This is a genomic window from Novosphingobium panipatense (genome assembly GCF_900182875.1).
GTDB classification, from domain to species: domain Bacteria; phylum Pseudomonadota; class Alphaproteobacteria; order Sphingomonadales; family Sphingomonadaceae; genus Novosphingobium; species Novosphingobium panipatense.
This window is the reverse complement of sequence record NZ_FXUI01000004.1, coordinates 113,740-134,073: the sequence shown is the minus strand read 5'-3', so window position 1 is coordinate 134,073 and position 20,334 is coordinate 113,740. Positions and strand designations below refer to the sequence as shown.

Below are 20,334 nucleotides of genomic sequence, written 5' to 3'. Positions count from 1 at the left end.
GGGTCAAGCTCCTTGTTTCATAGAAAAGTGCAGCCCTTGCCGGTTGGGCCGCAGGTCGTTAGCATCGTGCTCAGGTGCCCGCCCGATCGGCGGGAAGACATTTGAAGAGTATCGATATCATGGCGGAGCACGATCCGCCGGCAGCTAAAGTCGAAGTGTCGGGTAAAGTTGAAGCGCCGGGGCGACCGGCGCGAAAACGCAAGGGGCGAAGGGGAAGGGCGAAAGCACCAGGCAACCCCAAGTCCGCCGGTACGGCAGCCAAGGCGAAGGCGCGCCCATCAGGAAGCGCCGGGAAATCCGAGGCAGGCAAGGCGCCGCGCGCAGAAAACAAGGCGGGCCCGTCCGAGGCGGCGGCTCCGCAGGTCCGCAAGGCTCCGGCAGCGGCCGCTGGGGCACCCTCCGGGCAGCCTCTGCCCGCCAGCCCGCTGTCGGGCCGGCAGGCCTATGCCGCGATCGATCTGGGAACGAACAACTGTCGGCTCCTGATCGCGCGCCCGTCCGGTGAGAACTTCACCGTGATCGACGCCTTCAGTCGCGTCGTGCGGCTGGGAGAAGGTATCGCGCAGTCGGGACGTCTGTCGGACGCGGCGATGGAGCGGACGCTTTCGGCGTTGCGGGTCTGTGCCGACAAGCTGATGCGGCGCAACGTCTACCTTGCGCGTTCGGTTGCCACCGAAGCCTGTCGCCGCGCATGCAATGGTGCTGAATTCATTGAGCGGGTGCGCCAGGAAACCGGCATAGCGCTGGACATCATCTCGGCACGCGAGGAGGCGCGGCTGGCCGTGCTGGGTTGCCACGTGCTGCTGGAAGATGGTTTCGGGCCTGCGATGATCTTCGACATCGGCGGCGGCTCCACCGAACTGGTGCTGATCGAAAGCACCGGCACGGTGCCTCGTATCCTGGACTGGCAGAGCGTGCCTTGGGGCGTGGTCTCCCTGACTGAGAGTTGCGGGCCGGAGGGCACCACGCGGGATGAACGCCTGGCCCGCTACCGCTACATGCACAGCCTCGTTGCGGAGAGTTTCGCCGCGTTCTCCAAGCGGGTGGCTCCCGCGCGGGAGAGTGCCAGCCAGGAGGGCCCGCTGCGGCTCCTCGGCACCAGCGGCACGGTCACGACGCTCGCCAGCCTCCACCTGGAGCTGCCGCAGTACGACCGCCGCATGGTCGACGGCCTCATCGTCCCGGCGGAGTCCATGCGGGGCATCAGTTCGCGCCTTTCGGCGATGGCGATCGAGGAGCGGCGCGAACTGAACTGCATCGGCCGTGAACGGGCCGATCTCGTCGTCGCCGGCTGCGCGATCCTTGAAGCCATACTCGACCTCTGGCCCGCAGCCAGGCTTGGCGTTGCCGACCGCGGCATACGCGAGGGCATCCTGCGCAGCCTCATTGCCTCGCACAGCCCGCTTTCAGGCGGGGAGCGAGCTTCCGGAATACGAACCATGTCACACACGATCCGCAACGCAGTACACGCCCGATGAGCCGGTCTGGCCGCGACCCCGGCGAACGTCTTCGCACCGCCAAGAAGCGCTCCACCAGTTCGGCGCGATGGCTGACCCGCCAGCTCAACGATCCTTACGTGAAGAAGGCCAAGGCCGACGGCTACCGCAGCCGTGCAGCCTACAAGTTGATCGAACTGGACGAGAAGTTTGACCTCTTCAAGGGCGTGGAGCGCGCGGTAGACCTCGGCATCGCACCGGGGGGCTGGAGTCAGGTGCTGCGGCTGAAACGCCCGCAGGCGAAGATCGTCGGCATCGACCTTCTGCCCACCGACCCCATCGAAGGCGTGACCATCTTCGAGATGGACTTCATGGCGGATGAGGCACCGGCCGCGCTGGAAGGCGCGCTTGACGGGGCTCCCGATCTGGTCATGTCGGACATGGCGGCCAACACCGTCGGACACAAGCAGACGGACCACCTGCGTACGATGGGCTTGGTGGAGACGGCGGCGGACTTCGCCATTCAGTATCTCGCGCCCGGCGGAACGTTCGTCGCGAAGGTTCTCGCCGGAGGAACCGACACGCAGCTCCTGACGCTGCTGAAAAAGCATTTCACGAGCGTCAAGCACGCCAAGCCGCCGGCTAGCCGCAAGGACTCCTCGGAATGGTACGTGATCGCCAAGGGGTTCAAGGGCTGACGCCACCGGGCTCGACGCGCGGTAGGCGGGAGCATGTCTCTCGGACGAAAACGGCCCGCTAGCGACTCGGTGGCGCTAGCGGACCGTTTTCAGCCGGCGGTGCCGGACTCGTTACTCGCCGACGGTACCGACCGCGCGGTTCGCCGCGTCTGCCGGTTCGGCCGGAACGCCGGTAGCCTCTCCGTCGGGAGCGGCGGCGGCATCACCTTCCGCTGCGGCATCGGCGGCGGGAGCAGCCTCAGGAGCCGGCAGCGGCAGATTGGAACCCTGCGAATTCAGGAACGCGATGACGTTGGCGCGATCTTCCGGCTTCGAGAGGCCGGCGAAGGTCATCTTGGTGCCCGGAGCGAACGCCTTCGGGCTCTTGAGCCAGTCGTTCATCATCTCGAACGTCCAGGTGCCGCCCTTGCTCTTCAAGGCATCGGAGAATGGGTAGCCGCCGGCACCCTGGCCGACAGGTTCACCAAGGACGCCGTGGAGATTGGGCCCAATGCCGTTCGCCCCGCCTGCATTGATGGTGTGGCACGAGGTGCACTTCGCGAAGGTGGCCTCACCCTTCGCCACGTCAGCTGCAGCCAGCAGATTGGCGATAGGAACTTCGCCGCCGCCTTCTCCTTCTTCGGCGACGCCTTCGACTGCGTACCCGGGAGTTTCCGGGGCATGATGCTTGTCAGCTTGGAAATACATCGAGCTGGTGATGCTCAGTCCCAGGCCTACGATGCCTGCAAACAGAGTCCAACCGGCGATTGTATTGAAACGATCGTCCATTCAGCATGCCCCGCGGGTGATTATTAGCTCATCCTGTTGGTGTGCGGCTCTACTGTCCGCCTTGGGTCAAAGCAAGTGCCATTGCCGATTTCCGCCATTGCGCAACCTCGTTGCTACGCCTAATCGCGCGCACGTCATGCATGCCTATCCCCAGCCCGCCATTGCTCTTGTCAGCGAGATGGAAGCCACCGCTGCCGCGCAGCCCGTTCGCGCCGTTTCGTTCCAGGGGGCCCCGGGGTGCAATGGCCACCGCGCGGCGCTCGAATACGACGCCGCGTGCCTGCCGCTGCCATGCTTCTCGTTCGAGGATGCGCTGGACGCGGTGAAGGAAGGACGCGCGGATCGGGCCATCATCCCGATCGAGAATTCCCAGCATGGCAGGGTTGCGGACATCCACTTTCTGCTGCCGGAAAGCGGACTGGCCATCGTGGGTGAACATTTCATGTCCATTCACCACGCCCTGATGGCGTTGCCCGGCGCGCGGGGGCCGTTCGCCGCCGCCTACAGCCATCCGCAGGCGCTGGGGCAGTCCCGCCATTACTTGCGGGAGCGGGGCATCGTTCCCATGGCCTATGCCGATACGGCGGGCGCCGCGGCGCTGGTCCGGGAGAAGGGCGAGCAGGGGGCGTGCGCCATTGCGCCAAGGCTCGCGGCGGAGCTCTATGGGCTCGACGTAATCGAGAACAATGTCGAGGATGCCGCGAACAACACCACGCGATTCGTGGTCCTCGCCCGCGAACCACTCGACCCATTTCTCCTGAGCGACGTACAGGCGATGACGACCTTCATCTTCGAGGTGAAGAATATTCCGGCGGCGCTTTACAAGGCCTTGGGAGGCTTCGCCACGAACGGCGTGAACATGACCAAGCTGGAGAGCTACCAGATCGGTGCAAGCTTCGCCGCGACGACTTTCTACGCCGACATCGAGGGGGCCCCGGGGGATCCGCGTGTGGACCTGGCGCTGCAGGAACTGGCATTCCATTGCAAATATGTGCGGCCGCTGGGGACATACAGGCAGGCGCGTGTGCGGGGGTGATTGACCGCCCTCGCGCCTTCCGCATGATGTGTGCGTCAGACCGATGCGCACCAAGGGTGTCGACGCAGGTAGCTTTCGTCCGGTAGCGTTGACGGGCAAGCGTGGCTGGATCGGCGAGGGTTCAGCTGTTCCGCTTTGTTTATTGCGCCTTCACCAGAAGAGACTGCCAATCGCCGTCGAGCGGCCGATCTCTTGTGTCGAGAATGGCGGGCCGATGCGGGCGTGCAGCGCCCAGGCCGGCGATCGCCCGTTCCATCGTGGCGACCCTGTCTCTCCAGGCCGGATGGGAGCGGCTGCCTAACGGCCCCATGTCCTGCGAGGGACCAAAGCGGCTCCAGAAGCGCAGAGCGATGGCGGGGTCGTAGCCGGCGTTGGCAAGCAGCGACACGGACAGGATGTCTGCCTCCAGCTCCGTCTGCCGAAAGTAGCGGACGTTCCGGCCGAAGCCTGAGAGAAGGCCGAAGCTGACGCCCCTGGCCTCAAGCCGCTCCCGATGCCGGAGTATGTTGTGGGCGAGCTCGTGCGCGATGGGTGCGGGGACCAGGTCCGGGTACTCGGCGAAGAAGCGGCTTCCGATCTGCACCATCTCTCCGTCGGCCTGTGCCGCAAACTCAGGACCGACCGCCACCTCAAAGCGGGTTCGGCAGGATGGTTTCGGCTCCACCGTAATATTCTTATCGCTGCCGTTCCGCCGGACATAAAGCCTGAGCGGTCGATCTGCGGGTAGTTCCGCGATCTGCTTTTCGACCTTGATGAGAGCCGCGGTGCTCGCCTTGGCATCCCGCCGGGGCGGGGCAAAGCGAATCGCCTCGATCCCCAGCAGCGTGTCCCCGGCGCGCAGGCCTGCCATCGCTGCGGGGCTATTTTCCAGGACGGCCTCGATCCCGACGGGGCCGTCGATCTGAAAATGACGTATCGCCGCCTCGCGGGTTTCGGGCGCATACTGCTCCGGCGTGTGTAGCAGCAGTCCCAGGCCGGGCTTCTGGCGATCACACAAGGCGGCATTTGCGACGGCCAGCCTTTCGCCGATCCGTGCCAGATCGCTGTCGATGGCACGAATATCCTCGAACAAGGCGCTGTCGGGCCCTGCAGTCACCGGAGCAGGGCCGACGATCATCGCTGCGGTGAGAAGGAGAGATTTGAGGCGCAGCATCAACCTTCTTCTGGGCTTTGCAATGGCAGAGGTTTTCACGTGCTGCGGCCTTGTCGAAAGATACCACGCAATGCGGGGCAGTGGTGTGGAACCGATTGGCCTGCCCTGCGTTCCGACCAAAAGTCTTGAATGAGCAGCAAGTTCACCCTCAATGAATCTTGATCGTTGTTATGCATTTGGCGGGTGACTGATCTGTATAGTTGATATTTTGATGTCGCCACTGTAAGAGCAGATTCCGAGTTCAGAGGCCATATCTACGCAAACGCGGGTATATAAAAGTTAATCAGGACTGTCTCACAATTCTTTGTATTGTTGTGAAAAATCAACACTGGACACGGCATTCCGCAAAGACCATCAAGCCGCTTGCATGACCTGGCTGCCGATGATAGCGGATAGTTGGAGTTGTGTTTCTAAAAAGGACAAAAAGATATGCGTATTAGCAATCTGCTTGTTGCCGGTGTCGTTGCATCTTCACTGGTGGCTACCCCGGTTCTGGCAAACTCGGCCTCGTCGCTTTCGGTCGCTAAGGCGTCGAACGTGAAGGCTGCCACTTCCTCGAAGAAGGGCAGCAAGCTGCAGGGCGGCGCTCTGGTCGGCGTCCTGGCTGCTGCTGCAGTTGTTACGGGTGTTGTGTTCGCAGTCGACGGCGACGACGACAGCGACAGCAACTAATCGGTTCTCAGAACGGATGGAAATGGCGGTCTAAAAGGGCCGCCATTTTTCTTTGCAGAGGTGGCGGTTAGCTAACGGGAGAGCTGAATTGGCCAGCATTACACGCGAAGAAGTGGCGTACTTTCTGATCGCTATGATGATTCTCGTTCCTTCCATAGTCTACCTCAAGAATCTTCCTCGCAAGAAGCGCGAAGCGCTGCGGCGTCGAGGCGTAAAAACGCACGGCCACTGAGGATCAGGCATTCTTTAGAAGCGTTCATTATCTTGTCTCATTAAAGGGCACTTTCGCTCCCTCCTGCCGCTTGTGAAACCGGGCAGACCACGATATCGCGCCCGGATGCGGCATGATCTGGCTGGCTTCTCTGGCTTTGACATTTACCTGCGGAGCGAGACGGCTGCTGCGCTGAGGATCCCACACATGCAGGTGCCGTGTAGGATCCGTGCGATGCGCAGCGCCGGATTTTCTGCGGCTGGCATCACTGCCCCGCGATCGATGGTTTCGACTCGCTCGATCCCCACTGATCGCGTCGGGTGGGGGCAAGTTGGCGAACCAGCACCTTTCGCTGATCGTACGCCCCGGACTTCATCGACACGTTCAGGCGGCAGCCTTGCGGTGGACGCTGTCGGCCTACCCATACCCGCGACCTGCTGTGCGCCCTACGAAGCCGATGCAGCAAAAACGTATCTCAAACCTGCGATATCAGGGATCTGCCGGACACGAGATCGGAGATCCGCGTCCCCTGTACTCTTTAGCGAAAGACGAGCTTAATGTGTGGCATCATCGGCATTGTCGGTAAGGAAGACGTGGCAGATCGCCTGGTCGACGGCTTACGGCGTATGGAGTACCGCGGCTATGACAGCGCAGGCGTCTGTACGCTTTTCCAGGGCGAGCTTGTCCGTCGCCGCGCCGAAGGGAAGCTAAACAACCTGGTGAAGGAAATCGGCGGCAATCCTGCCCCTGGCTTCACCGGTATCGCGCATACCCGCTGGGCGACCCATGGAGCACCGACAGCTGTCAATGCCCACCCCCATGCGACATCCGAACTGGCGCTGGTTCACAACGGCATCATCGAGAACTTCAAGCCGCTGCGCGAGGGGCTCGAAGCCCGTGGTCGGACATTTGAAAGCCAGACCGACACGGAAGTGGTGGCTCACCTCATATCGGAGCAGGTAGAAGCGGGACTGGCGCCGGAAGACGCGGTTAAAGCTGTCCTTCCAGAACTGCGCGGTGCCTTCGCCCTGGCGATCGCCTTCAAACGCTACCCGGACATGCTGATCGGCGCACGGCTGGGATCGCCGCTCGTGGTCGGCTATGGAGACGGTGAAACCTACCTAGGTTCCGACGCTCTGGCCTTGGCGCCTTTGACCCAGCAGATCACGTATCTGGAGGAAGGCGATTGGGTCGTCATCACGCGCGACGGCGCGCGCATCTATGACGCCCAGAACAATCCGGTCGAGCGCGAGGTGGTCCACTCGGGCGCTTCGGTCATCGCGATCGAGAAGGGGAACTATCGCCACTTCATGCAGAAGGAGATCTTCGAGCAGCCGACTGTCGTGGCGCAGACGCTCCGTTCCTATCTCCGCCAGGTCGATCAATCCGTGGCTCTGCCGCAAATCGATTTTGATCTTTCCACGATCAAGCGCATCACCATCGTGGCATGCGGAACGAGCTACTATGCGGGCATGATTGCCAAGTACTGGCTCGAGACATTCGCGCGGCTCCCGGTCGATATCGATGTGGCCAGCGAATTTCGCTACCGCGATCCAGTCCTCGAACCGGGCGGGCTGGCGCTTTTCATTTCCCAGTCGGGCGAAACGGCCGACACCCTTGCCGCCCTTCGCCATTGCAGGGCGGCCGGTCAGACCATTGCCGTTGTCGTCAATGTGCCGACCAGTTCCATGGCGCGGGAGGCGGACCTCCTCCTCCCGACACACGCAGGTCCGGAAATCGGCGTCGCCTCGACCAAGGCCTTCACTTGCCAGCTCGCCGTTCTGGCCGCGCTGGCTGCTCACCTCGCGGTGAAGCGGGGCCGGATGGACCGGGCGGAAGAGGCCGAGGTCGTCCAGCATCTGCTCGAGGTGCCTGCCTGCTTCAACGCCGCACTGGCGCATGACGACGAGATCGCGGCTATGGCGCACCTCATTGCCCCGGCACGCGACGTGCTGTATCTCGGCCGTGGGCCGGATTACCCGCTTGCTCTCGAAGGGGCGCTGAAGCTGAAGGAAATCAGCTACATTCATGCTGAAGGCTATGCTTCCGGGGAGATGAAGCACGGCCCCATCGCGCTCATCGACGAGGCGGTGCCGGTCATCGTTCTTGCCCCTTCAGGCCCGCTGTTCGAGAAGACCGTCAGCAACATGCAGGAGGTTCGCGCCCGCGGCGGCAAGGTCGTGCTGATCTCCGACGCTGCCGGCATTGCCGAAGCCGGTGACGGCTGCATCGCGACGATCGAGATGCCGCAGGTGCATCCCCTGATCGCCCCGCTCATCTACGCAGTGCCGGTCCAGCTTCTGGCCTATCATGTGGCTTGTGCAAAGGGCACCGACGTGGACCAGCCCCGAAACCTCGCCAAAAGCGTGACGGTGGAATAAAGCCGATAGCCTGTTCACCGCCTTGGAACGGTCGGATACCGCCTGAGCGGTAAGCGGTTCCCTTCACGAGGCGGTGGGTCGGCAGACTTGATTGTAGTCAGCGTCAGCGTGGGTGCCCTTTGAACCCTCGCGGCAACCTCCCGCTGGTGCGTCGGCCCCTCATCTTTGACAGGGACAAAGCAGCAATTGACGATGAGCCTACGCCTCGCGCGCACCGATGATGCTTCGGCACTCGCAGATCTTGGCGCCCGCAGCTTCGTTGCCAAGTTCGGTCACCTCTACACGCCGGAAAATCTGGCGGCCTTCCTTGCGGCTTCGCACTCGGAAGAAAAGATAGCCACGGAACTTGATGATCCCGGGATGCGCATCATGGTGGCCGAAGAGCAGGGGCGTCTGCTCGGGTTCTGCAAGCTGGTGATGAACTGCGCCTGGCCTGAGTATGCACGGGGCCAGCGCACCATCGAGCTCAAGCAACTCTACACCGACCCCGAGGCGACAGGACAAGGCATCGGCTCGCAACTGATGGACTGGGCGCTGGCGGAGGCCGCGATCTTCGGGGCGGACGAGATGCAATTGTCCGTCTATTCGGACAATCCAGGCGCTCAGAAGTTCTACGCTCGCTATGGCTTCTCGAAAGTTGCGGACATTCATTTCATGGTTGGAGATCACCGGGATGAGGAGTTCCTCTTCGCCAGGCTCCTTTAGGCGCGCGCTCCGGGCCGTCTGGGGTTTCGCTGCCCTTTGAACACTTCGGAGAGGCTCGGGAGGGTGGACCGGATCACCGCTGATACACCCCCTGCTTTCAGGGGAAGAAGGCCCGGCGTTGTTGCGACGTAAAGCGGCTTCAAACCGTCACCTCATGCGCCTATAGAGAAGGCATGTCCTCCGTTCGTCCATGGCGCGATATCGAGCGCCGCAAGAGCCGCCAGATCATGGTCGGCACCGTGCCCGTGGGTGGCGACGCCCCGATCACGGTCCAGACCATGACCAACACCCTGACATCCGACGCGAAGGCGACGATCGACCAGATTCGCCGCTGCGAAGATGCAGGGGCTGACCTCATCCGCGTTTCGTGCCCGGATGTGGAAAGCACGGCAACGTTCCGCCAGATCGCCCGAGAGGCGCGAGTGCCGCTGATCGCCGACATCCACTTCCACTACAAGCGTGCGCTGGAAGCGGCGGATGCGGGGGCGGCCTGTCTGCGCATCAATCCGGGCAACATCGGCGGCGACGATCGCGTTGCCGAAGTGGTGCGGGCTGCCAAGGCGAATGGCTGCGCAATTCGCATCGGCGTCAACGCCGGGAGTCTCGAGAAGGATCTTCTTGAGAAGTATGGCGAACCTTGCCCCGAAGCGCTTGTGGAATCAGCGCTTGATCATATCAAGTTGCTGCAGGACCACGACTTTCACGAATACAAGGTGGCCGTGAAGGCCAGCGACGTCTTCCTCGCCGTTGCCGCTTACCAGGGGCTGGCCGAGGCGGTTGACTGCCCGCTGCACCTGGGGATTACTGAGGCGGGCGGCCTGATCGGCGGCACCGTGAAGTCCTCGATCGGCATGGGAATGCTCCTGTGGTCAGGCATCGGCGACACCCTGCGCGTGTCGCTCTCGGCCGAACCGGAGGAGGAAGTGCGCGTCGGTTTCGAAATGCTGAAGGCGCTTGGCCTGCGCACCCGCGGCGTTCGTGTCGTTTCCTGCCCGTCCTGCGCGCGTCAGGGTTTCGACGTCATTCGCACCGTGGAAGCGCTGGAAGAGCGCTTGCAGCACATCAAGACACCGCTTTCGCTCTCCGTACTTGGCTGTGTCGTGAACGGTCCCGGAGAGGCGCGAGAGACCGACATCGGCCTGACGGGCGGCGGCAACGGCAAGCACATGGTCTACCTGTCAGGCGTGACCGACCATACCGTCCAGAGCGAGGAGATGCTGGACCACATCGTCTCGCTGGTGGAGGCCAAGGCAGCGCAGATAGAGGCTGCAAACGCCGTTGAGGCTCAGGCGGCGGAATGAGCTGAGCAGACGGAGTTGCGCGCCAGTGCGGCTCCTGATTGCTGACCCGACCGTCTCTTCAGGAACAGAAAAGCCGCCCCGCGGGTGAACCGGGGGCGGCTTCTTTGTCAGGCGAGGCTGACGTGCTGTTCGCTAAAGGCGATCAGAAGTGGAAGACGGCGCCGGCCATCGGACGGATGCTGTCGAAGTCGTAGGTGTCGACCTCGAAACGGAAGCGGATGCCGCTGTTGCCGGTGATGCCACCCAGACCGATGTCCTTGGGGCCGACTTCAACGCCGACGCCGTAGATCCAGTCCTTCTCGTCGGAATAGGCGCGCTTCCCGTTTACCCATTCGTGCCCGGCGCTGGCGTAGATCATGCCGCTATCGCCTGCGCGGGCGCCAAGGCGACCCTTCACCCCGTATTCCCAGTCGATGTCTCCAAAGCCTTTCGCCACATTGCCTTCGACACCAACGAAAACGGGGCCAAGCGGGACATTCACGCCAAGCACACCCTGGATGAGTCCGCCGTTCATGTTGCCACCGCGAGGCGAGCCGAACTCGCTGTTGCGATCATAAGTGTCATAGCCACCCATGATGCCGACGTAAGGCTCGATGCCGAAGGCGGGGGTGCCGTCGGGTGCCGTGTCCGCGGCGGTGGTGGTGCTTTGGTCCTGTGCGAAAGCCGCTGCGGGAAGCGAGGCCACCATGGCGGCCGCCAGAAGGGCGATTTTCTTCATCATAATACTCCGTACCAAGGAAGCATTCGGCTTCCCGACATGTGTTCACCGAGCGAGGTTGGTGGACGCATCCCTTGAGGACCATGAGTGCCCGGGCTGGGCGGCAAGTCTGCCTGGTGCAGGAAACCCCGCCAGGCCCGATCAACCGGCTGCACTCAATCATCTCGACGTTCCATCCGTCTCGCAGGTTAAGCGCCCGGCGGAATGCGGGGTTCCGGTGCGGTGCAAAGATGCAGAAGGTGTGACTTTTTGGTTACAGAAGCGGTTCACGAAAAAGCCCCGCCGGATCGCTCCGACGGGGCCAATTCGTTGGCTTGCGTGCGGTCAGGCCGGCTTATTCGGCCGTGTCGCCCTGATCGTCACCCTTGATCAGGTAATCGCCTGCATCGGCGTCGGTGCCGTGGGTTTCACCCTCGACCGCCGCGAGCGGGCTATCGCCGAGATCGTCCGCAGGGTCGCGGGCCAGTTCCGCCTGATGCTCTTCCTCAGCCGTGTTGGCGAGGATCATGGCTTCCTGCATGCGGCGGGTGGCCGCGCGCAGGGCTGCGTCGCGGCTGGAGGCCGCAACCCGGACGCGGTTCATGCCAGCACCGGTGCCCGCCGGGATAAGGCGACCCACGATGACGTTTTCCTTCAGACCGATCAGCGAGTCCTTCTTGCCTTCCACGGCCGCCTGCGTGAGCACGCGGGTGGTTTCCTGGAAGGACGCTGCCGAGATGAACGAGCGAGTCTGCAGCGAGGCCTTGGTGATGCCCAAGAGGACCGGCTTGCCAACCGCAGGGCGCTTGCCCTCGGGAAGCTTGCCGTTGATCTCGGCCATTTCCTCGTAGTCGACCTGCTCGGCCGCGAGCAGCGTGGTGTCGCCGCCGTCGGTGATCTCGACCTTCTGCAGCATCTGGCGAACGATCACCTCGATGTGCTTGTCGTTGATCTTCACGCCCTGCAAGCGGTAGACTTCCTGGATTTCCGCCACGAGGTACTCCGCCAGCGCTTCCACGCCGAGGACTTCCAGGATGTCGTGCGGATCGGGTGAGCCCGAAACCAGGTTGTCGCCCTTCTTGACCCAGTCGCCTTCCTGAACGTCGACGACCTTTGACTTGGGGATCAGGTACTCGACCGGATCACCCTCTTCCGGGATGATCGCGATCTTGCGCTTCGCCTTGTAGTCACGGACGAATTCGACGCGGCCGGAGACCTTGGCGATGACCGCGTTGTCCTTCGGCTTGCGGGCCTCGAACAGTTCGGCAACGCGCGGCAGACCGCCGGTGATGTCGCGGGTCTTGGCGGCTTCGCGGCTTGCACGGGCAATGATATCGCCCGCTTCGACCACCTGGCCATCCTCGACCGAGAGCGTCGTGCCCGGCGCCAGCATGTAGCGCGCAGCTTCGCCCGAAGCATCGTCGAGAAGGGTAAGGCGTGGACGAAGGTCCTCCTTCTTCTTCGAACGTGCGGACGAACGGTCTTCGGTCACGACACGGCTGGTCATGCCGGTCGCATCGTCGACCTGCTCGGTCAGCGTGCGGGTGTCGATCAGGTCCTGATACTTGATCACGCCCGAGGTCTCGGTGATGATCGGCAGGGTGAACGGATCCCACTCGGCCAGGCGTTCGCCCTGTTCGACCTTGGCGCCGTCCGTGTGGAGAAGCACCGTACCGTAAGGCACGCGGTGGATAGCGCGCTCGCGACCTTCGTTGTCGAAGAGCACGATTTCGCCATTGCGGGCCAGCGACAGGCGACGGCCACGCTTGTCGACGATCGTCGGGATGTCGCGGTATTCGACATGACCCGCGCTGATCGCTTCCAGGTGCGAGGTTTCGTTCAGCTGCGCCGCACCGCCGATGTGGAAGGTACGCATGGTCAGCTGCGTGCCCGGTTCACCGATCGACTGCGCCGCGATGACGCCGACGGCTTCACCGATGTTCACCGGCGTACCACGAGCGAGGTCACGGCCGTAGCAGGTGCCGCATACGCCCTGGGTCGCTTCGCAGATGAGCGGCGAGCGGATGCGTGCAGCCTGGAGGCCGGTTGCTTCGATCGCAGCCACTGCCGCTTCGTCGAGCAGCTGGCCCTTCGAGGCGATGGGGTTGCCTTCCTTGTCGACGATGTCCTCGGCCAGAGTACGGCCCAGGATGCGCTCGCCAAGCGAGGCGATGGTGGAGCCGCCCTGCACGATCGAACGCATTTCCAGCGCGCGCTCGGTGCCGCAGTCATCGACGACGACGACGCAGTCCTGAGAAACGTCAACCAGACGGCGGGTCAGGTAACCCGAGTTCGCCGTCTTGAGCGCCGTATCGGCCAGACCCTTACGAGCACCGTGAGTCGAGTTGAAGTACTCGAGAACGGTGAGGCCTTCCTTGAAGTTCGAGATGATCGGCGTTTCGATGATCTCGCCCGACGGCTTGGCCATGAGGCCGCGCATACCGGCAAGCTGCTTCATCTGCGCCGGGCTACCACGCGCACCGGAGTGGCTCATCATGTAGATCGAGTTGATCTGAGCCATGCGGCCCGTCTCCGGATCGATCGGCTGCGCCTTGATCTCGTCCATCATGGCGTTCGCAACCTGGTCGCCGCAGCGGCTCCAGGCGTCGATCACCTTGTTGTACTTCTCCTGCTGCGTGATGAGGCCGTCCTGGTACTGCTGCTCGTAGTCGGCAACCAGTTCCTTGGTTTCAGCAACCAGCGCTTCCTTCGAGTCCGGGATGATCATGTCATCCTTGCCGAAGGAGATGCCGGCCTTGAACGCGTTGCGGAAGCCCAGCGACATGATGGCGTCGGCAAACAGCACCGTGTCCTTCTGGCCGGTGTGGCGGTAGACCTGGTCGATGACGTCACCGATCTCCTTCTTGGTGAGAAGGCGGTTGACCACGTCGAAGGGCACCGTGTGCGACTTGGGCAGGCATTCGCCCAGCAGCATACGGCCCGGCGTGGTCTCGAAGCGCTTCATGTACTGCTGGCCGTTCTCGTCGGTCTGCGGCACGCGGGCTTCGATTTTCGAGTGCAGGGTCACCGCGCCGACGTGCAGCGCTTGGTGAACTTCGGCCATGTCGGCGAACTTCATGCCCTCGCCCGGCTCACCGTCGCGGTCGAGCGACAGGTAGTACAGGCCCAGCACCATGTCCTGGGACGGCACGATGATCGGCTTGCCGTTGGCCGGCGAGAGGATGTTGTTGGTCGACATCATCAGCACGCGCGCTTCGAGCTGGGCTTCCAGCGAGAGCGGCACGTGGACGGCCATCTGGTCGCCGTCGAAGTCGGCGTTGAAGGCCGAGCAGACGAGCGGGTGCAGCTGGATCGCCTTGCCTTCGATGAGGACGGGCTCGAACGCCTGGATGCCCAGGCGGTGCAGTGTCGGGGCGCGGTTCAGCATGACCGGGTGCTCGCGAATGACTTCGTCGAGAATGTCCCAGACTTCCTTGCGCTCCTTCTCGACCCACTTCTTGGCCTGCTTCAGGGTCATCGAGAGACCCTTGGCGTCAAGGCGGGCATAGATGAACGGCTTGAACAGCTCGAGGGCCATCTTCTTGGGCAGACCGCACTGGTGCAGCTTGAGTTCCGGACCCGTCACGATGACCGAACGGCCCGAGTAGTCGACGCGCTTACCCAGAAGGTTCTGGCGGAAGCGGCCCTGCTTGCCCTTGAGCATGTCGGACAGCGACTTGAGCGGACGCTTGTTGGCGCCGGTGATGACGCGGCCGCGACGACCGTTGTCGAACAGGGCGTCGACGGCTTCCTGCAGCATGCGCTTCTCGTTGCGCACGATGATGTCAGGCGCGCGCAGCTCAATCAGGCGCTTGAGGCGGTTGTTGCGGTTGATGACGCGGCGGTAGAGGTCGTTGAGGTCCGAGGTCGCGAAGCGGCCACCGTCCAGCGGCACCAGCGGGCGCAGTTCCGGCGGGATGACCGGCACGACGTCGAGGATCATCCACTCGGGGCGGTTGCCTGAGTCGATGAACGATTCGACGACCTTGAGGCGCTTGATGATCTTCTTGGGCTTGAGTTCCGACTTGGTCGTCTCAAGCTCCTGGAGAAGGTCCGCACGCTCCTGCTCGAGGTCGAGGCTCATGAGCATCTGCTTGACCGCTTCGGCGCCGATGCCGGCCGAGAAGGCGTCTTCGCCATACTCGTCCTGCGCGTCGAGCATCTCGTCTTCGGTGAGGAGCTGGTACTTCTCGAGCGGGGTCAGGCCCGGCTCGATGACGATGTAGCTCTCGAAGTAGAGGACGCGCTCAAGCAGCTTGAGCTGCATGTCGAGCAGCAGGCCGATGCGCGAGGGCAGCGACTTCAGGAACCAGATGTGCGCGACCGGCGCGGCCAGCTCGATGTGGCCCATGCGCTCACGGCGCACCTTGGTCACGGTGACTTCGACGCCGCACTTTTCACAGACGACGCCCTTGTACTTCATGCGCTTGTACTTGCCGCAAAGGCACTCGTAGTCCTTCACGGGACCGAAGATGCGGGCGCAGAACAGGCCGTCACGCTCGGGCTTGAACGTGCGATAGTTGATGGTTTCCGGCTTCTTGATCTCGCCGAAGGACCAGGAGCGGATACGCTCGGGGCTCGCCAGACCGATCTGGATCTGGTCGAACGTCTCGGGCTTCGCCATCTGGTTCGTGAACTTGGTCAGGTCGTTCATAGTTCAATCCCTCTGGGGGTGAATTCTTTTTCCGGGCGGGGAGGGGGCGAGGCCGAAGCCCCGCCCTGAGTTCCTTACTCCGCCGCCAAGGCCACGCCGTCGTCGTCCTCGTCGTTGTCGAGCGAGGAGAGTTCGACGTTGAGACCCAGCGAGCGCATTTCCTTGACGAGAACGTTGAAGCTCTCGGGAATGCCGGCCTCGAAGGTGTCGTCGCCCTTGACGATCGCTTCGTAGACCTTGGTGCGGCCGACCACGTCGTCCGACTTCACCGTAAGCATTTCCTGCAGGGTATACGCCGCGCCGTAGGCCTGGAGAGCCCAGACCTCCATCTCGCCGAAGCGCTGGCCACCGAACTGCGCCTTACCGCCCAGCGGCTGCTGGGTGACGAGCGAGTACGGACCGATCGAACGGGCGTGGATCTTGTCGTCGACAAGGTGGTGCAGCTTGAGCACGTACTTCATGCCCACGGTCACCTTGCGGTCGAACTTGTCGCCCGTGCGGCCGTCGAACAGGTTCACCTGGCCCGATTCGTCGAGCCCGGCGAGCTTGAGCATGGCGGACACGTCGGCTTCGACCGCGCCGTCGAACACCGGCGAGCCCATCGGCACGCCCTTGCGGACGGAATCGGCGAACTCGACGATCTGGTCGTCCGTGCGCGTCGCGATGTCCTCGGCGTAGTTGTCGCCGTAGATCTCGGTCAGCAGTTCACGCACGGCCTCGGGCGGCTGCCCTGCGACCGGGTTCGGGTTGGCTGCACGCCATGCATCCAGAGCCTCGCCGATGCGTGCGCCCAGACCACGTGCGGCCCAGCCGAGGTGCGTCTCGAAGATCTGGCCGACGTTCATGCGCGAAGGCACGCCGAGCGGGTTCATGACGAAGTCGACAGGCGTGCCGTCCTCAAGGAAGGGCATGTCTTCCAGCGGCAGGATGCGGCTGATGATACCCTTGTTGCCATGACGGCCGGCCATCTTGTCGCCCGGCTGAAGCTTGCGCTTCACCGCCACGAAGACCTTCACCATCTTCAGGACGCCCGGAGCCAGCTCGTCGCCGCGCTCCAGCTTTTCCTTGCGGTCCTCGAACTTCTCCTGGATCGCCTTGACGGTCAGGTCGTACTGGGTCTTGACCGCTTCGAGCTGCGACTGGACATGGTCGTCCGCGACCGCGAACTTCCACCACTCGTGACGCTCGACCTCGTCCAGCACCTCGTCGGTGATCTCGACGCCCTTCTTGAGGCCCTTGGGCGCGGCGGTGGCAACCTGGCCGAGGAGCATGTCCTTCAGGCGGTTGTAGGTGGCGCGGTTGAGGATCGCACGCTCGTCCTCACGGTCCTTGGCGAGGCGTTCGATTTCCTCGTTCTGGATCGCGCGGGTACGGTCATCGACCTCGATGCCGTGACGGTTGAAGACGCGCACGTCGACGATCGTGCCCGAAACGCCCGGCGGCAGCCGCAGCGAGGTGTCACGCACGTCCGACGCCTTTTCACCGAAGATGGCGCGCAGGAGCTTTTCTTCCGGCGTCATCGGGCTTTCGCCCTTCGGCGTGATCTTGCCGACGAGGATGTCGCCGGGGTGAACCTCGGCGCCCACGTAGACGATGCCCGCTTCGTCGAGGTTGCGCAGGGCTTCCTCGCCGACGTTCGGGATGTCGCGGGTGATGTCCTCCGGCCCGAGCTTGGTGTCGCGGGCCATCACTTCGAACTCGTCGATGTGGATCGACGTGAACACGTCGTCCTTCACGATGCGTTCGGAGATGAGGATGGAGTCCTCGTAGTTGTAGCCGTTCCAGGGCATGAACGCGACGAGCACGTTGCGGCCCAGCGCCAGCTCGCCGAACTCGGTCGACGGACCATCGGCGATGATCGTCCCCGCCTCCACCAGTTCACCCACCTTCACCAGCGGGCGCTGGTTGATGCAGGTCGACTGGTTCGAACGTTCGAACTTCTGCAGGCGGTAGATATCGACGCCCGACTTGCCCGGTTCAATGTCGCCCGAGGCGCGGATGACGATACGCGTCGCGTCGACCTGATCGACAATGCCTGCACGCAGGGCCGAGATTGCCGCGCCGGAGTCACGGGCGACCGTCTCTTCCATGCCGGTGCCGACGTAAGGCGCATCGGCCTTGACGAGCGGCACGGCCTGACGCTGCATGTTCGAGCCCATGAGAGCGCGGTTGGCGTCGTCGTTTTCCAGGAACGGAATGAGCGAGGCGGCGACCGAGACGAGCTGCTTGGGCGAGACGTCCATCAGCGTGATCTGGTCGCGCGGGCTCATCACGAATTCGCCGTTCTGGCGAGCCGAGACGAGTTCCTCGACGAACGAGCCGTCACCGTTGAGTTCGGCCGAAGCCTGCGCGACGGTGTGCTTTTGTTCTTCCATGGCGGAGAGGTAGACCACGTCGCCGGTTACCTTGCCGTCGATCACCTTGCGGTACGGGGTTTCGATGAAGCCGTACTTGTTGACGCGGGCGAAGGTCGACAGCGAGTTGATCAGACCGATGTTCGGGCCTTCCGGCGTTTCGATCGGGCAGATGCGGCCGTAGTGAGTCGGGTGGACGTCGCGGACTTCGAAGCCGGCGCGCTCACGGGTGAGACCACCTGGCCCGAGCGCCGAGACGCGGCGCTTGTGGGTGACTTCCGACAGCGGGTTGGTCTGGTCCATGAACTGCGAGAGCTGCGAGGAACCGAAGAACTCGCGAACGGCGGCCACCGCGGGCTTGGCGTTGATGAGGTCGTTCGGCATGACCGTCGACACGTCCACCGACGACATGCGCTCCTTCACGGCGCGCTCCATGCGCAGCAGGCCGACGCGGTACTGGTTCTCCAGCAGCTCGCCCACCGAACGCACGCGGCGGTTGCCGAGGTTGTCGATGTCGTCGATCTCGCCCTTGCCGTCCTTGAGGCCGACAAGCTCCTTTACCACGGCGAGGATGTCCTCGACGCGCAGGGTGGTGACGGTGTCCTCTGCATCGAGGCCGAGGCGCATGTTCATCTTGACGCGGCCCACGGCCGAAAGGTCGTAGCGATCGGCGTCGAAGAACAGGCCGTCGAACAGCGCTTCGGCGGTTTCCTTCGTCGGCGGCTCGCCGGGGCGCATGACCTTGTAGATCGCTTCCAGACCCATGTCGCGATTCTCGGCCTTGTCGGCCTTCATCGTGTTGCGGATCCAGGGGCCGGTGTTCACATCGTCGATATCGAGCAGTTCGATCCGGTCAATGCCGGCCTGGTCCAGAGCGTCGAGGTTCTCGGGCGTCACTTCATCGCCGGCCTCGATGTAGATGCGGCCGGTCGACTCGTCGATGAGGTCCTTGGCCGAATAGCGGCCGAAGATTTCCTCCGTCGGGATCAGCAGTTCCTCAAGTCCGTCCTTCTGGGCCTTGTTGGCCGCGCGCGGACTGATCTTCTGACCGGCGGGAAACACGACTTCGCCCGACTTGGCGTCAACGATGTCGAACGCCGGCTTGGCACCGCGCCAGGCTTCAGGCGCGTAAGGCAGCTGCCAGCCGCCCGAGCCGCGCTTCCAGGCGACGGTCGAGTAGAAGTGCTCGAGGATGGCTTCGCTGTCCAGGCCGAGGGCATAGAGCAGCGAGGTGACCGGCAGCTTGCGCTTGCGGTCGATACGCACGTTCACGATGTCCTTGGCGTCGAACTCGAAGTCCAGCCAGGAACCACGGTACGGGATCACGCGCGCAGCGAAGAGGTACTTGCCGGAGGCGTGCGTCTTGCCACGGTCATGGTCGAACAGGACGCCCGGCGAACGGTGCATCTGCGAGACGATCACGCGCTCGGTGCCGTTGATGAAGAAGGTGCCGTTCTCCGTCATCAGGGGCATGTCGCCCATGTAGACGTCCTGCTCCTTGATATCGAGGACCGAACGGGTTTCCGTCTCGGCGTCGACCTCGAACACGATGAGGCGCAGCGTGACCTTCATCGGCGCGGCATAGGTGATGCCGCGCTGGCGGCATTCGGTCACGTCGTACTTGGGATCTTCCAGCTCGTAGTGGACGAAGTCCAGCTCGCTGGTGCCGGCGAAGTCGCGGATCGGAAACACCGAGCGCAGCGTCTTCTCCAGGCCCGAGACATAGCCGGTCGCCGGATCTGAGCGCAGGAACTGTTCATAGCTTTCGCGCTGGACTTCGATCAGGTTCGGCATCTGGACGACTTCGTGAATGTCGCCGAAGATCTTGCGGATGCGCTTCTTTGCAGTGCGCACCAGCGGCGTGGTGTCGATGGGCTTGGTGGCCATGAGCTGGTCTTGCCTCTTCGTGTGAGAGCCGATTCGCTACCGAAGCGGCCCCATGAAAATTCGTCGTCGCGAGTGACGGTCGCCTGCCGCGAGGCAAGCCATCCGGAACGCAAGAAAGGCCGCCTGGCACATGGAAATCCGCCATTCGGAACTCCTGCGGCCTGCAGCCTTCTACGTCGGATGAAATCCCGACCGCCTCCTTCCCGGGCGTGTCCCCGCGCATGGACCCGCCTTGCTCGAAGCGGTCGAGCGAGCGCCGCATATATGACACGTGCCCCGCAGAGTCAATTCGGCGCGGGTTTTCGCGGTTTTTCGGAACCGTGCCGCCTTGACTCAGATGCGGTCATCAGCCATTGGGCCGCTCGACCGGCGGGTTGATTC

12 protein-coding genes are annotated in these 20,334 nt (G+C 63.2%); 7 read left to right on the top strand and 5 right to left on the bottom strand.

Translation table 11 applies throughout. The features are described 5' to 3' along the window. Positions 1 to 119: 119 nt before the first annotated feature. Entirely contained in the window at positions 120 to 1,478 is a 1,359-nt protein-coding gene (locus QOL62_RS08265) for a Ppx/GppA phosphatase family protein (RefSeq protein WP_283406037.1), read from the top strand. Further along, positions 1,475 to 2,134: an RlmE family RNA methyltransferase gene (locus QOL62_RS08260; RefSeq protein ID WP_283405895.1), complete on the top strand. Its 660-nt coding sequence runs from the start codon at positions 1,475 to 1,477 to the stop codon at positions 2,132 to 2,134. The genes QOL62_RS08265 and QOL62_RS08260 overlap by 4 nt, the downstream gene beginning before the upstream one ends. Before the next feature lie 111 nt (positions 2,135 to 2,245). Here the strand turns inward: QOL62_RS08260 and QOL62_RS08255 are convergent, their stop codons facing one another. Next, a complete protein-coding gene (locus QOL62_RS08255) occupies positions 2,246 to 2,902 on the bottom strand; it encodes a c-type cytochrome (RefSeq protein ID WP_283405894.1) in 657 nt (218 codons plus the stop codon). 136 nt (positions 2,903 to 3,038) lie between these two features. On the opposite strand from QOL62_RS08255, the gene QOL62_RS08250 reads away from it, so the two are divergent. Beyond that, on the top strand, positions 3,039 to 3,938 hold the full coding sequence (locus tag QOL62_RS08250) for a prephenate dehydratase (protein ID WP_283405893.1): 900 nt from the start codon (positions 3,039 to 3,041) through the stop codon (positions 3,936 to 3,938). A 139-nt stretch (positions 3,939 to 4,077) separates the two neighbouring features. Here QOL62_RS08250 and QOL62_RS08245 read toward each other — a convergent pair whose 3' ends face one another. Next, positions 4,078 to 5,091 (bottom strand): M48 family metallopeptidase, encoded by a 1,014-nt coding sequence (locus QOL62_RS08245; protein WP_283405892.1) that lies wholly within the window; start codon positions 5,089 to 5,091, stop codon positions 4,078 to 4,080. Between the two features lie 429 nt (positions 5,092 to 5,520). Here QOL62_RS08245 and QOL62_RS08240 point away from each other — a divergent pair, with 429 nt between their 5' ends. From QOL62_RS08240 to ispG, 4 genes are all read left to right on the top strand, one after another. Continuing rightward, positions 5,521 to 5,763 carry a hypothetical protein gene (locus tag QOL62_RS08240; RefSeq protein ID WP_283405891.1) on the top strand — a complete coding sequence of 81 codons (243 nt, stop codon included), beginning with the start codon at positions 5,521 to 5,523 and terminating at the stop codon, positions 5,761 to 5,763. 768 nt (positions 5,764 to 6,531) lie between these two features. After that, the gene (gene glmS / locus QOL62_RS08235) at positions 6,532 to 8,355 is read left to right on the top strand and encodes a glutamine--fructose-6-phosphate transaminase (isomerizing) (protein ID WP_283405890.1); all 1,824 of its coding nucleotides are present in this window, start codon (positions 6,532 to 6,534) and stop codon (positions 8,353 to 8,355) included. Between the two features lie 192 nt (positions 8,356 to 8,547). Continuing rightward, positions 8,548 to 9,060 (top strand): GNAT family N-acetyltransferase, encoded by a 513-nt coding sequence (locus tag QOL62_RS08230; RefSeq protein WP_283405889.1) that lies wholly within the window; start codon positions 8,548 to 8,550, stop codon positions 9,058 to 9,060. 173 nt (positions 9,061 to 9,233) lie between these two features. Beyond that, positions 9,234 to 10,361 (top strand): flavodoxin-dependent (E)-4-hydroxy-3-methylbut-2-enyl-diphosphate synthase, encoded by a 1,128-nt coding sequence (gene ispG, locus QOL62_RS08225; protein ID WP_283405888.1) that lies wholly within the window; start codon positions 9,234 to 9,236, stop codon positions 10,359 to 10,361. Positions 10,362 to 10,503: 142 nt separating this feature from the next. Here ispG and QOL62_RS08220 read toward each other — a convergent pair whose 3' ends face one another. The 3 genes from QOL62_RS08220 to rpoB form a co-directional block, all read right to left on the bottom strand. Then, the gene (locus QOL62_RS08220; RefSeq protein ID WP_283405887.1) at positions 10,504 to 11,079 is read right to left on the bottom strand and encodes an opacity protein; all 576 of its coding nucleotides are present in this window, start codon (positions 11,077 to 11,079) and stop codon (positions 10,504 to 10,506) included. A 334-nt stretch (positions 11,080 to 11,413) separates the two neighbouring features. Then, a complete protein-coding gene (rpoC, locus tag QOL62_RS08215) occupies positions 11,414 to 15,712 on the bottom strand; it encodes a DNA-directed RNA polymerase subunit beta' (protein ID WP_283405886.1) in 4,299 nt (1,432 codons plus the stop codon). Positions 15,713 to 15,786: 74 nt separating this feature from the next. Further along, the gene (gene rpoB, locus QOL62_RS08210) at positions 15,787 to 19,953 is read right to left on the bottom strand and encodes a DNA-directed RNA polymerase subunit beta (RefSeq protein ID WP_283405885.1); all 4,167 of its coding nucleotides are present in this window, start codon (positions 19,951 to 19,953) and stop codon (positions 15,787 to 15,789) included. Positions 19,954 to 20,334 lie beyond the last annotated feature (381 nt).